Origin of the sequence: Mitsuaria chitosanitabida ATCC BAA-476 = NBRC 102408, assembly GCF_001598255.1 — a bacterium.
In the GTDB taxonomy this organism is placed as follows: Bacteria; Pseudomonadota; Gammaproteobacteria; order Burkholderiales; family Burkholderiaceae_C; genus Roseateles; species Roseateles chitosanitabidus.
This window is the reverse complement of sequence record NZ_BCYP01000030.1, coordinates 165,925-180,514: the sequence shown is the minus strand read 5'-3', so window position 1 is coordinate 180,514 and position 14,590 is coordinate 165,925. Positions and strand designations below refer to the sequence as shown.

Here is a 14,590-nt window from a genome sequence, read left to right as displayed (position 1 = left end):
CGGCACAGGTCGTGGTCAGGAGCGCCGCCATGGCGACCGCCCGCTTCTCGTACTTCTTCTGCATCCCTCGCCCGTCGACTCTTTTGGCGTTGTTCTTCAAGCCAGGACAGACAGGCAGATGCGGCAATGCGTCACGAACCGGGGAGATCCGGTCCGGCAACCCCGCTATCTCGCGTCACGACATCGCGGAGGACGTCGGCTCGAGACCGGAGGCTTTGCGTCGCCGACTCGCGCCGGGTTTGCCCTGATCGGTTCGCTGGCCTGAGCGTCGAATGACGAAATCACAAGCCGTTTGCGAACAAGGAGTGAAGGACTGTATCTGTTTGATACACATTCGACATCACGCGCGAAGGGTGATTGACGAGACCTCGTTGGCAAAGTAAAGCAACTCGCCATGGACACCGAGCCGGCCGCCTCGAAACGGACTTGCCCGGCTGGGACGACGACGGCCCATCAGCCCCACGCCGTCAGACGTTCGCGGTCCGCCTCGATCTCGAGGAAGACATTGGCATGCGGGCTGAGCTCCGGGAACTCGGCGCCTGGATCGCATCGCACCGTGCAGTGCAACTCCTTCGCGAGGAATCGCCCCAGCCCGACACAGGTCGACCAAGGCGTTTTCCCACGCACCCAGACGCTCAGGAATCCCCCTTCGATCGCCCACACGACGACGGAGGCGCCCCGGAACTCGAAGACCATGGGATCGTCGCCCGAAGCGTCCGCCGCCCCGAAGGGACCGATGACCTTGGACAGCACCGAAACGACCGCGCCTGCCTCTGCCTTCGCATAGGCCTCAATGTCGAGTTGCTCTTCAGGCATTGCGCTCATCCTGGCCTCCCTTCCTCACGGTCGCAGATTGCGCCGCTCCGCCTCCGTCAGCTTCGCCCGCTGCTCGGCGGTGAGCGTGCCGTCGCCCACCACCTCCACCGTGGCGCGCGGCGCCTGGCTGGTCGTCGCCCCGCGCGGTGCCGGCGCGGGCGTCTCGGCGGACTCGCCGCCGAAGCCCAGCACCTTCACGTTGACGATGGACGGCTGCGCCTGGCGCTGCGCGGCGCGCTCGCGCTGCATCAGGTCCTGCGCCGCCACCGTGGCCTGCGAGGCCGCGGTGCTGGCGTTGGTCAGCGCGCCGATGTTGACCGAGGCCACCACCGGGATGCCGATCGCCTCGCCCTGCACCTTGATGTTCTCGGCGTTGACCACGTGCAGCGCGGCCAGGTTGACGTTGCCAGACACCCGGATGCCGGCCTCGCCCGCGTCGATCGTGCCCAGCGGCGCGATCAGGTCCACGTCGCCCGGCGGCACTTCCGGGATCGGGTTCAGGGTGGCGATGCCCGCGCCGGTGTTGGGCGTGTTGGGCGACAGCGCCACGTTGCCCATCGCGTCGTAGACGCGGCGTGCCGGCGTGTACACCACCGTCGTCTTCGAGCCCCGGCCCGCGTTGATGTCCCCCTCGGCCGACCAGGCCAGGATGTTGCCGCCGAAGGTCGTGAAGATGCGGCTCTGTCCCAGCAGCAGGCTGCCCTTGGCGTAGACGCTGATGTCGCCCTCGCCTTGCGTCAGCACGCCCGAACCCGCGTCCGGCTTGAAGCCGCCGTCCACGCCCACCAGCGCCCGGCCGCCCGGCACCATCAGGCTGATGCTGCCGCCGAAGTCGGTGTGGATGCCCGCGTCGTTGACCTTGTAGAACGGCGTGTCGTAGCCGGGCGAGCCCATCGCGATCCACTCGTCCTCGCGGATGTAGGTGTAGCCCGGCTTGGGACGGCGCGTGATCGTGCCGTTGACGAACTGGTCGTAGTACAGCGCGCTGCTGAACATCGTCAGGTCGCCCTGGCGCACGATCGCCTGGCCCTTCGCGTCCTTCTCCGGCAGCAGCGTGGCGATGGCCTCGCGACCGCGCAGGTAGCTGCCCTCGCGCGGACCACCGGCCTGGTTGTACTCCCGGCCGGAGGCGCGCAGCTCGGCGTAGTAGACCTCGCGCAGGAAGGCGCGCTGCTGCTCGATCGGCAGCTTGGCGAAGAAGGCGCGGGCGTCCATCTTGGCCGCGTCGAAATGCAATCCCCGGCCGTTGGCGCCGCCGAAGCGGCCGTCCAGCCAGTTCACCAGGTTCAGCTGCGCCTCGAGCTTGTACTCGCGCGACAGGTCGCGGCTGGCGGCCGAGCCGCCCGCGGCCAGCGCCGCGGCGCGGATCTTGTCCAGCTCGGCCTGCTTCGTCGCCAGGAAGGCCGTGGCCCCCGCCTCGTCGCCGGCGTAGCCGAACTGCTGCTGGAGCCACTGCCCCAGCGTCGTCGCGCCGCTGTAGATGCGCAGCGCCTTGCCGGGCTGGTCCGCGAACGGGCGGCCGGTGTCGGCCTGGTTGGCCGGATCGAGGTAGCGCGCGGCGAAGGCGGCCCAGTCCGCGCCCGCCTCGCCCAGGCCGGCGGACACCGAGATCGAGGCGCCGCTGCTGCGGTCCCCCGGCTTCACGTTGGCCACCGGGCCCAGGCTGTGCAGGCTGGCCTTGTCGGCCATGTAGACGTCACGACCCGCGCTCACGTCCAGCAGGCCGGGGCCGGCGATGCGGAAGTTGGCGTGGCGCACGTCGCGTCCGGCCTCGAGCACCGACACGTCGTCGGCGCTGGTGTGCACGATCAGGTTGCCGGTCGTGGAGCCCTGCTCGCTCGGCACTGGCTTGGCCGGTGCCGACAGGTCCGCGCGGTTCGGCGTCGTGGTCCATCCCAGGGAGCCGTAGTAGTCGGAGAGGCTCTCGTACTTGCCCAGCGGCGTGCCGGCGTCGGTGATGTCGCGACCGGCGCGCACCGCCACGGCGCCACCGCCGTCATACCAGGGCGCCAGCTTCCCGACCGAGCCGTTCGAGAAGCCGCGGTAGATCACCGAGCCCGTGCGCAGGCCCACCACGTCGCCGCTGACCGCGTAGTAGCGCGCCGGCTCCTGGCCCACGTAGACATGGCCCGAGGCCGTCGGCGGGGTCAGCGAGAACAGCGGGTAGTTCTGCGCGGAGCCCAGGATCCCTTCGTTCCCGACCGAGAACAGCGCGGAGGAGCCCGACGCGTCGGCGTTGAAGTTGTGGATCATGCGACGGCCGTACCACAGCGCGTCGCCCGCGCCGACGAAGCCAGGGTTGAACGGGTTGACCAGCAGGGTCGGATCGGCGCCGGACACCGAGAACTGCGAACCCGCCGCGTACAGCGACCGGGCCGCCAGCAACTCCAGCTGTCCGGTGCCTGAGACCGTGAAGGCCTTGTCGACCGGCGAAGGCGCCAGCGACACGCCCTTGGACGCGCCGGTGCTCTTGCCGTAGTAGATGCTGCCGCTGGCCGCCGCGGCGCGGAACACGGAGGGGTAGACGATGTTGATGTCCGTGGGCTGCGCGTCCAGCCCCATGGTCAGGTCCAGCGGCGCCAAGGTCGGCGTGAGCTGTCCGCCCGCGGCCAGCAGGTCGACCGCGGTGGACGGCGTCCACAGCGAGAACCAGCTGAAGCCGTTGCCCGTGAACGCCGCGCCGTTGGCCTGGAACGGCGTGCCGTTGCTGCGCAGCGGCACCCGGCCGGCGTCGACCACGCTGCCAAGCACCAGGTCGCCGCGCGCGTCCAGGTGGGCGGTGGCGTCGCCCAGCACCAGCACCGGGCCGCCGGAGGACACGGCGCCGCGGGATTCGAAGACGTTGCTGGCGCGCGTGTCGGTGGGGTCCGACCCGCCGTAGCGCAGCTCCACCCCGCCGATCGATCCGGTCTCCATGCGCAGCGCGCCGCGCAGCGCGGTGACAGTGCCGTTGAGCTCCAGCCGGTGGGCGTTGCCGCTCACCACGGTGTTGGCCGGCGCGACGATGTTCGTGCCAGTGAAGGAGCGCAGCGCCGGGTCGGCATTCAGGCCACCGCCGATGCGGATGTCCAGGTCGCCGCCGCCGGTCTGCACCAGCTCGCCGGTCGCGGTGACACGGCCGGTGCTGGCCACCGCCAGGTTCAGGCCGGTGCTGCGGACGTTGTAGTAGGAGCCGTCGTCGCCGCGCGCCTGCACCATGCCGGCATTGGCCCCCGCCTCCATCAGGAGGTTGCCGCCGCCCAGCGTGCCGAAACCGGTGAAGCCGGTCAGGCGCGGCATCAGCGCGAACTTGGAGTAGTAGCTGTCCGTGGTGGACGGCGCGTAGGTGCCGAAGTTGATCCACCAGGCCGCGGGCACGGCCGCTTCCCCCTCGCTGGCGCCCACGCTGCCGGTGCCCTGCCGCCACAGCCAGTTGCCCACCGCCGAGCTGGCGGACAGCCGGTTGGTGGCATAGCCCAGCGGCTCCTCGCGGATCACGCCGACGGCGCGCCCCTGGGTGTCGCCCGAGATGTCGCCCCCGGCGCGCAGCAGCAGATTGCCACCGTGCTCCGGGTACCAGGCCTGGTACAGGCTCCGCGCGCCGCCGTTGACCAGCGGCTCCATCGACGCGCCCGACTGGCCCAGCACGGTGTTGCCGAGGCCGGTGTCGACGCTGCGCGCCTGGTTGAACGGATCGGCCGCCCCCGGCTGGGCCAGCGAAGCCGACGGCGTACCCGCCGTGTACACGCCATACACCGAGCGCGTGGCGATGTCGCCGGCGGACACCAGGCGCAGATCGCCGGTGCCCGTGCGCACGACACTGAACAGCTCCTCCCGCACCGGTGCGTTCACCAGGGCCTTGTCCGGCGGCGTGGCGGGGACCAGTTCGTCGAACACGGCCCCCAGACCCCAGTCGTTGAGTTCCATCGGCGAGCTCGAGAAGAAGCCCATGTCCCGCATCAGCTGCAGGAAGGCCGGATCGATCTGCCCGCCCGGCACGATGTCGAACAGGCCCATGCTTTCCCAGGTCGCGACGTCCACGTCCGGGGACCAGCGGTACACCGCCGGCGAGCCGGTGCCAGGGATCTCGATGACCTTGGCCCCGTCACCGTAGTGCGTGTCGGCGAAGCGCAGGCGGCCATGGCCCTGGGCGGGGCGCAGCACGGTCAGGCGGTCCGCCGCCTGCGTGTCGGCGCCGGCCACCAGGGTCACGTCCCAGGACTGCGACCCCGCCGCCAGCATGGGCGCCACCGCGTAGTTGCGGCCCTGGTTGCCATTGGCGTCGCGCGGACGCAGGTCGACCGTGGTGGCGCCGCCGGGCAGCACGACGTTGGTCTCGCCCGGGATCAGCGCGCCCTTGTCCAGCGCCAGGTCGCGGGCCAGCGTCACCGTGGTGGCGGTGGGCGTGCGCGGCAGCGCCACGCCGGCCGGCCAGGTCATCGCCCGCAACGAGGCCGCCGCCGGCAGCTCCAGCCCCGCGCCCAGCCAGGCGTTGGCGGGCAGCGTCACCGTCTGGGCCAGCACCGTGCCGGCGGCGTACAGCACCTGCCCGCTCGCGTCGCTGACCGCGCCGGCCAACACCGTGCCCTTGGGCACGGTCAGCGGCTGCGCCAGCTGCGCCGGCACCGGCAGACGCGTGCGCGCGGCCACCAGCATCCCGGTGATGGGCAGGTCGTAGTTCAGCGTCCTGCCACCGACGAAGGTCGTTCCCGCGGCCAGCGTGACATGGCCGCTGTGCGGCACCACCACGTCGCCCCCCCAGAACTGACGGCCGTTGGTCAGGTACCAGCCCCGGTCATCGACGGTGACGGGGAGCCGGCTGGTGTCGAAGCCGTCGGTCAGGCTGCCGAAGACGTCCAGATCGCCCTGCGCGCGGACCACCAGCGCGCCCGCCTCGCCGGAGCCGTAGCTCGTGGCGACGCGCGTCGTGTGCGGGTTGACGCTGGCGTAGCGATGGCGGGACAGGTCGATGTCGCCGTCCACATGCAGGTTGCCGCTCGGATTGACGGCCGTGTCCGCCACCACCTCGACGCCGGGGCGCAGGTGGAACGCATCGCGGTAGGCGCGCAGCCCGGCGAGCTTGCCGTCCATCAGCGCGCCGTTGAGCAGCGCGGCGTTCATGAAGGCCTCGCTCTGGTCGTGCAGGCGATCCAGGTAGGCCTGGTCGACGACCTGGTAGCTCTTGCCGTCCGTCGTCCTCTCGGTGCCGACCGCGGCGCTCTTGTCGGTGATGAAGGCGTTGGCCTGCACGGTCCGCGCGCCGTCGATGGTGACCGGGCCGCGCGCGTCGATCGCCACGTCGTTGCCGCCCACGCGCGGCGCGTTCAGGGTCACGGTGCCGTAGTGGGTCGGGGTGCCGGCCACGCGCAGGTCCAGGCGCGCGCCGGACTCGATGGCCAGCGTGCCGCGACCCGCGTCGACCTCGATCGTGGCGCGGTTGGGCGCCTCGATCACCTGGCCGTAGCTGTCCTTGCGCAGCACGTCGGCGCTGGCGTCCAGCAGCGATCCCGCGGCCAGCGTCACGCCCTGGCCGGCGGCCAGGCGGATGCTGCCGGCCGGCTCGCCGCTGGCGTCGATGGTGCCGGCCACGGTCAGGTGGCCGTTGTCCAGCGCCACCGTCACCTCGTGCGCCTTGAGCTCGTTGCCCACCGTCAGGTCGCCCTGTCCGATGCGGAAGGCCCGCGCGCCGGTGACGCCGCCCTTGGTCAGCCGGTCGTTCAGGCCGGTGAAGTCGTCGATCTGCCGCCCCTGGACCTCCAGACGGCCCGCCAGGTAGGGCACCTCGGTGCCGCCGGCGTCGTAATGGCCGCTGGCGCCGCCCTTGAATGCGCCGGCCAGCGCCACCGTCCCCTGCGGGGCGAAGGCGGACAACTTGCCCGCGCGGTTGTTCTCGGCGGACAGATCCACCGAGGCCTTCGCGGCCTGGCGCACCTCGCCGGCGCGGCTGTCCAGCGTCACGTCGCCGCCCCAGCTGTACTTGCTGGTGTCGAAGAAGTCGATGCGGCGGCCCGACAGGTCCAGCTGCGCACCGTCGGCCAGCGTCACGTCGCCTTGCGCGGCCAGCGTCAGCTTGCCGCTGGGCAGCAGCACGGCGGTGTCCAGCGACAGGCGACCGTCGCGGCTGTTGAGCGCCAGCTCGGCGCCGAGTGCGCCGGCCAGCGTGGCGTTGTCCGGCTTGGCCGCGCCGGCGCCCCCGGTGACCCGGATGTCGCCGCCGGCGGTGATCTTGCTCACCGAGCCGGCCACCCCCGTCAGCAACGGCGTGGCGATGCTCAGCTTGCCGCCGCTGTAGGCGAAGGCGTTGCGGGTCGCGTCCCACGCGCCCTGCGACTGATAGACCGACAGCGTGCCCTTGTGCGTGGCGGTGATGCGCTCGGACGCGTTCAGCGCCAACTCCGAGAAGCCCAGCGCCAGGCGGTCGTGCTGGCGCACGGTGTCGGGCTGCGATTGCGAGCCGAAGCCCAGCACGATCTCGCGCGCGTCGACCACCAGCCGGCCCGAGCCGGTACCCGGGCCACCCGCGGCCACCGCGCCGGCAGGCAACTGCGTGCCGGTCCACACCAGCCGGTCGGTGCGGATGCGGGCGGTGGTGTCGGCGTCGCCCAGGCCGTAGATGGCGGGCGTGACCAGCACCAGCTCACGCAGCGCCGAGGCGCCGGTGGACGGGTTGTAGGTGGACAGGGTGACGTCGCCCAGGAAGTTCACCGCGTCGCGCACCGTCAGCGACAGCGACTCCAGCGCCGGCGCGCCGGTACCGGGATCGCCCAGCAGCAGGCGGTCCAGCACCTGCTGGTTGAAGGTCAGGCCCGCGGGCAGCGCGCCGCGCGCGCGCGCCTCGGCCAGCGCCTGGCTGGTGCCGACGTTCACGCCCCCCAGCGCCAGCGACAGCTGGCGCGTGCCGTAGCGCACCGACTCGCCCAGCTCGAAGCGGTTGTCGGTGGCGGTGGCGATGGTGCCTTCGGAGTACAGGCGCGTCTCGCCGACGCAGGTCGCGCCGGCGGCGCAGGTGCCGATCTCGATCGCGCCGGCGCCGTGGCCGTCCGTGTCCGGCGCGTCCGGCGCCAGCAGCTGGATACGGCCGTTGCCGACGATCAGCATGCCGCTGCGGCCGGGGTTGTGCACGTAGCCGGTGCTGGCGTCGTAGGCCGCCTTCCCCTGGCCCAGCGTGTTGATGCTGGCGCCCTGCTCCAGCGCGATGCCGCCGGCCACGTAGCCGGTCATCAGATAGACCTCGCCCGCGCGCAGCTCGGCGCCGGCGCGCAACGTGATGTCGCGGGTGTTGACTCCCCCGACGTTGATCACGTTGGCCCGCGCCAGCGAGCCGGTCTGCCAGTCGCTGTAGGTGGAGTTCAGCGTGCCGCCGATCTCCAGTCGCGAGGCGCCGATCGCGTTGAGTTCGTCCGCGTTCACGGACACGCCGGTGAAGCCGTCCGTTCGGCGGCCCCCCGCGGCCAGGATCTCGTAGCTGCTCGCGCCCGTCAGGCGGGCGACGATGCCGTTGCCGTCCTTGCCCGGGGTCTTGAGCAAGGTGGCGTCCATGACCAGCGCCGGGCCGGCCGGCAGGGTCGGCGTGGCCGAAGCCGCGCCGCCGGCCGCCCCGGTGGCGCCACCGGAGCCGGTCGGGGCCGTCACCGGCAGCGGCGCGGTCAGCGCCAGCTCCAGCGCCTTGCCGTCGCGCTCCAGCAGCGGACGCGGCGCGCCCGCGCGGGCCGCCTGCTGCAGGGCGAAGTCGGCGTAGCTGGTCTCGTTGTACTGGGAGTAGGCACGCAGCGTGTCGCCACTGGTGACGATGACCTGCGTGGGCAGCGTGTCGCTGTAGCCGGTGTTGGCGATGCCCATCCGCGCGGAGGTGCTCCACGAGCCGTTGCGCATCGGGCTGGTGCTGCCGAAGGCGGCGGGGCTGGCGGCCAGGCCGTTGAGCTCCACGCGGAAGGCGCCGGGCAGCAGCGCATAGGTGGAGGGCATCAGCGTGTAGGTGCCCGGGGGCAACCCCGGCACGCCCGCCCCGATGGTGATCTGGCGGCCGAGCGCCGGGTCGCCGGCGCCCTTCTCCGCGCCCACCGGCGCATAGCCGGGCTGCACCCCCGGCACGATGGCGTAGACGGGATTGGTGCCCAGACCGGGCAGCACGAAGCGGCCCTCGCCGCGCTGCACCAGGGGGTTCAGGCGCGCGTCGGTGGAACCGCCGCGGCCCGACAGGAAGGCCGCGCCGGTGAGCGTGCCACCGCCGGAGAGATCGATCACCGCGCCGGTCCGCGCGTCCAGCGCGTCCGAGCGCACCACCAGCGCGGGCTCGAAGCCCACGCCGTTGTAGGCCACGTCGGCGCCGTTGTAGGTGTAGCTCAGCCCGTCGACCGTGCCGCCGTAGGGCATGGTCAGGCCGTTGGCGCTGACCGAGGTCACACTGCCCGGCAGCAGGTTCACCTGCGTCGTCCTGCCGTTGCTCACGGCCCCCAGCGTGAGCTTGCCCAGCGGCGCGCGCAGCACGCCGCCCTGGTTGATGACGCCGGCCTCCAGCGACAGCGTGTCGAAGACGCTGTAGGGCACGGCCGGCAGCGTGGTGCCCACGCGCTCGATGTCCAGCGACACGTCCGGGTCGAAGCTGCGTTGCAGCGTGCCCCATTGATCCAGCTTGGAGACCGATCCCACCACCACCGTGCCGCTGCCGTAGACCTGCGCCGCCGCCAAGGTCGTGTGGCCGGGCGAGTACAGACCGGCGCCGCGCAGGCGCAGGTCGCCCTGGCTCTGGAGGCGCAGGTCGCCGAAGGCGTCGCGCTCGATCTTGAGCGGCCCGTCCTGGTTGCGGATGATCTCGCCGCGCGCGCCCATGCTGACATCGCCCACCACGTCCACCAGCTGGCCGGCCAGCGTCAGGCGGGCATCCTCGGCGACGAGCGGCACGCCCAGCGTGCCGGCGGCGGCGCCGGCGTTGCGCGAGCCGAAGACCGGGTTGGGCATCAGCGAGCCGTCGATCTGCCGCCGGCTGCTGCCCGACAGGCGCAGATACGGCGCGGCCAGCGACACGGCGCTGTCGCGCGGCGCGGCGGCGGACAGACCGACGCCGCTGGCCGTCAGGTACAGCCCCTGGTTCAGGCGCAGGTTGACGTCGCCGTCGAAGCTCAGCAGGCCATTGACGAACAGCGCGGCCGTGTCGAAGCCGCCCGCGCGGATCGCGTCCGCGCCGTAGCGGGCCTGGCCGTAGGCCAGCGTGGCGTGGGCCTCGCCGGCCTTGGCGTCGGTGGACAGGCCGCTGCCGCCGTAGGTCTGCTCGATCACCAGCTCGCGCGGCACCCGCACCCCGTCGTTCACCGCGGTGCCCAGCATGTCGAAGCGACCCACGCCCAGATAGACGGGGGTCTCCAGCCGCAGTGCCAGCGTACCGCCCAGCGCGCCGGCGCCACCGGCATCGGCCTTGAGCCGACCGTCGACGTACAGGCCGTTGGCGCCGCTCAGCGCGATCGTGCCGCCATGACTGGCCAGCGTGGTCGTGCCGATCTCGGGCAGATCCAGCGTGGCCTGCGCGCCGGACGCTTCCAGCCGCGCGCCGGGGCGCACCACCAGGAAGGCGTCGATGGCGTCGGCGTTGCGCGCGTCGATGTCGAACTTGCCGCCGACCTCGATCGTGCCGCCGTTCAGGACCTGGCCGTAGCGTCGGCCGGCGCCGTCCGTGGCGGTGTAGGCCTGACCGGAGGCGTCCAGCACCGCTCTGTCGCCGATCCACAGCGAGCGCGCGTTGGGCGTGCCGTCGGGCGCGTTGGCGGCGTTGCCTTCGCCCAGGTCGCCGGGCAGCACCGAGATCCTGCCGCCGTGCGCGGTCAAGGCGCCCTCGATGGTGATCTGACCGTTGCCCGTCAACGCGAGCGTCTTGCCCGGGTCCACGGTGATGCGGGCGCCCTCGCCCACCAGCAGGTCGCCGGCGCCGCGCACGTTACCCGCGCTCAGCGAGAGGCTGGCGCCGGCGCGGGCGGTGTGGGTCCGCGCGGCCGGGTCGTCCAGGCGCAGCGGCGGCAACCATTCGGTCAGCGCGCCGGCGGGGTCCTCGCCGCTGGCCAGCAGACGGCCGGCCTCGCGGTCCAGGCGCAGCACCGGCATGACGACGTCCAGCGCGGTGCCGGGCATCACGGTCAGGCCGTCGCGGCCGTTCACCGCATAGCTGCCGAAGCCGGAACGGAACAGCGCCGGGTCGATGGCGAGGAAGGACTCCACCGCCACGTCCTGCGTCCAGCGCGTGCCCGGCGGCAGCCGCGTGCCGCGCGGCACCACGAGGTCCTTCGCGGTCTTGCTGCCGGCCGTGTAGCTGAAGATCTGCTGCGGCACCGGCAGGCCGTTGGGGAAGGCCGCCGCCGGCAGCACGTAGCCGGCGGGCAGGTCGGAGATGCCCTGCAGCACCGTGCCGGCCGGCAGCGTGGTGCCGGCGTACACCACCGGGCCGTTCTGGATCTGCACCGTCACCGGCAGCACCCACGGCGCGGCCAGCGTGACCGGCTTGCTCGACGAGACCTCCGGACGCAGGGTGATCGGGAAGGCCTGGCCGCCCGCCACCCGCGTGAGCGTCACGCTGAAGCTCACCGGGATCACCTGGCCCGCCTTGACCGTGACGTCGGCGGCCAGGCGCAGGGTCAGCTCGCTGGTCTTGCCGGCGGGCAGGTGCTCGACGGCGTCCGGCAGGCTGCCACCGATGCTCACCAGCGTGCCGTTCTCGATGTTGAGCGCGCCGCCGCCCTTCACGCCCGAACCGCGGATCTTCCCGTCCAGGAGCAGCGCGCCGGAGCCGTTGTACTGACCCGTGGCCAGCGTCACGCTGCCGCCGCGGCCCCCATTGACCTTGTCGTTCACGTCCAGCGACGCGCCGGAGGACACGTCGATCAGGCTGCCCGCGCCAAGCGTCACGTTGCCGGTGCCGCGGATGGACACGGTGCCGCCGTCCACGAAGGCCAGGCCCGCGCGATGCTCGTCGTGCTGGCGGTTGGTCCACACCCCGCGCGCGTCCAGCATCACGCCGTCGCCCACCAGCACCTGGTGCGGGAGCGCGCCGGCGCTGAAACCGCCGATGGGCTTGTCCTGCCAGACCTGGCCGGAGTCGGTCTTCTGCACGACCATGTCGCCCAGGCTGATGCGCCCGGCGCGCGCGGTGAGGCCGGCGTTGATGCGGGTGTCGGTGGCATGCAGCGCCAGCTCGCCACCGGTGGCGACGGTCAGCGCCTGGTCGACCACCAGCTCACCGGTGGCATAGGCCTTGAACGCGCCCAGCTTCTGCGCGTTCAGCCAGGCCGCGTCCAGATCGATGCGGCCGGCCTGCGGCGTGGCGCCGGCCTTGACCTCACCGATGTAAATGCCGCTCGCCACCGCGCCGGGGCCGTGGCGAAGCTGGCCGGAGGCCTTGTCCCAGACCGGCGTGTCGCTGCCGATGATCAGCTGCGCGCCCTGCGCCATCGCCGTCTGGGCCTGGTTGTAGCCGTCCAGCGCGTCGTCGCGCGCGCGCTGCTGGCGATCGCCCTGGAAGGTGGCGCTGGCGAGGTCGCCCTGCAGCACCGCCGCCTTCGTGGCCACCACCAGGCGGCCGGCGTCGCGGCCGACCGTGTAGCCGTTCTCCAGCCGCGACGACGGCGCGATCAGCGGGTTGTGGAAGCTCTCGCTGGCCTTGGCGCCCCAGCGCGCATGCGAGGTCTCGTACCCGGTGTAGAGGCCGGTGTAGAGCAGGTCGCCGGGCGCGGTGGAGGCGTTGTAGAGCCGGCCGTCGGCGCCCTTGAGGAAGGTCTGGTTGACGCGGCCGTCCTGCACGTCCAGCGTGCCGCCGGAGAGGTTGATCGAGCTGCCGCGCGCGGTGGTGAGCGCGCCCCCGCCGAACTGCACGGTGCCGCCCTGCGCGGACCACTCGCCGATGCCGTGACCGGTGATGCCCAGGTAGCCGCCCACCTCGAGCAGACCGCCGGCGGTGTACCAGCGGTCGGTGTCGTAGCCCTTGCCGGCGGGCACCAGCACGAGGTCGCGGCGATCCAGCCAGATGTCGCTGTTGTTGAGCGACTTGTCGTCGCGGTTGCCCGCGGCGTCGCGCTGCTCGTTGCCCTGCACGTTGATCAGGACGTTGTTGGCCTCCATGGCCACGCGCACGCCCACGGCGCCCGCCACGTCCAGCAGCGCGCCGTCGGCCACGCGGCTGGTGCCGGCGGCGTCCACCAGGATCTGGCCGCCGGTGGCCAGCGTCAGCGAGCGCCCCCGGAAGTCCACATCGCCGCCGCTGACGATGCGCACCAGCGACTGGTCGCGCCGGTCGGGCACGTCGCCCACGGTCTTGTCGCTGTCCTTGACCAGCGCCTGGCGCTGCACGTCCAGCGCGGTGGTGGCGCTCTCGTCCAGCAGGACGGCCGTCACGCCGTCGCCGCCCAGCCTGACGCGGCTGGTGGTGTCGGTCGCGTCCGCCACCAGGTGCACCGTGCCGCGCGTGTGCACCGACGTCGTCGCCGCCACGGTGCCGTCCTGGCGGACGTCGTGGCCGGTGAGCGTGATGTCGCCGGTCTCGGCGCGGATCAGGCCCGTGTTGGTCACCTGGCCGGTGATGGACGGCGGCGGCGTGCCAGTGCCAGTGCCAGTGCCAGTGCCAGTGCCCGTGGGCGTCGGCAGCCGCAGCGGCGTCACCTCGTTGCCGCGCGTGCTGGAGGTCTGGTTCGCCTCGGTGCTCATGCCGGGCCGCACGACGAAGGCATCACCCGCGGCCAGCAGCGCCTGTCCGCTGGGCGTGGCGATGCTGCCGTCGTTGCGCACGGTCTGGCCCAGCAGCATCACGTAGCCGCCGCCCTCCGTGACGCCGGTCGGCGCCGAGGTGGCGATGGTGGCGCCCGCGGCTACCACCACCTGGCCCGTGGCCGCCGCGTGGCTGAAGCTGCTCGCGGTGCTGCTGAGCGCGTTGGCGAAGGTGGGGACATAAGCGCTGCCCTGCGCGTCGCTGAACAGCCCCTTCTTGAACTGCGCGTCGGCCAGGCCGACAGCCGCGGCCACCAGGTTGCGCGTGTTGACCTGGCTGGTGCCGCCGAACACGATGCCGTTGCGGTTGACGATCAGCACCGTGCCGTCGGCCTTGATCCGGCCCTGGATCTCGCTGGGGCGCGCCAGCGGGTCGTTGACGCGGTTGAGCACGCTCCAGCCGGCCTGCTGGTCGAACGCCACCGTGGTGTTGCGCCCGACGTTGAAGGTCTCCCAGTTCAGGATGGCGCGGTCGGCGGTCTGCGCGATGGTGACGGTGGTGCGCCCGTCCGCGGTCTGCTGTGTCGGCGCCTTGGCGTTGAGCCATCCGGCGGTGAGGCTGTTCGTGTCCACCTGCAGACCGCCCTTGCCCAGCCCGTCGGGCACGGTGGCGGGTTGCGCGCCCGCCTGCTGGCGCGCGTCGGCCTGGCGGGCCTGCTGCGCGGCGATGGCCTGCGCGGCCAGGCCCAGGTTGCGCACCGACAGCTGCAGCTGCTCGCGCGCCTTCTGCTGCTGCGCCTGCGATTGGGACAGCGCCGAGGCCGGGGCGCCGCTGGGCAGCCTGCCGGTGGCGGCGGCCTGGTTCTGCGCCGCGCCCTTGTTGGCGAACCACGCCGGACTGAAAGCCTGCTGCGCCCGCGCCGGCAGCGCGCCGGCGCCCAGCAGCACGGCGATGGCCACTGGCGTCAGCCGGCGCGACATCAGGCGCAGGCGCCGCGCGCGACGGCGCGCGAGGGAGTCAACCGGACGGCGGGACAGCGGGGAGCGGGCTTGCATGGAGAACACTTTCGTGTGGGGTCGTCGGACAGGGTCGGTGTGTATGCGGAGCGGACGG

Annotated in this window: 2 protein-coding genes and 1 riboswitch; both genes read right to left on the bottom strand. The window is 72.5% G+C overall.

Translation table 11 applies throughout. The features are described 5' to 3' along the window. Nucleotides 1-152: 152 nt before the first annotated feature. Nucleotides 153-254: riboswitch (cyclic di-GMP riboswitch) on the bottom strand. A 199-nt stretch (nucleotides 255-453) separates the two neighbouring features. Beyond that, on the bottom strand, nucleotides 454-825 hold the full coding sequence (locus MCHT01_RS19295) for a hypothetical protein (protein WP_169806166.1): 372 nt from the start codon (nucleotides 823-825) through the stop codon (nucleotides 454-456). Nucleotides 826-840: 15 nt separating this feature from the next. Beyond that, on the bottom strand, nucleotides 841-14,532 hold the full coding sequence (locus tag MCHT01_RS19290; RefSeq protein ID WP_067067487.1) for a filamentous hemagglutinin family protein: 13,692 nt from the start codon (nucleotides 14,530-14,532) through the stop codon (nucleotides 841-843). Nucleotides 14,533-14,590: the final 58 nt, after the last annotated feature.

Coding starts and splice junctions, on each gene's coding strand:
- MCHT01_RS19295 (WP_169806166.1), bottom strand. CDS start 825: ATGAGCGCAATGCCTGAAGAGCAACTCGACATTGAGGCCTATGCGAAG.
- MCHT01_RS19290 (WP_067067487.1), bottom strand. CDS start 14,532: ATGCAAGCCCGCTCCCCGCTGTCCCGCCGTCCGGTTGACTCCCTCGCG.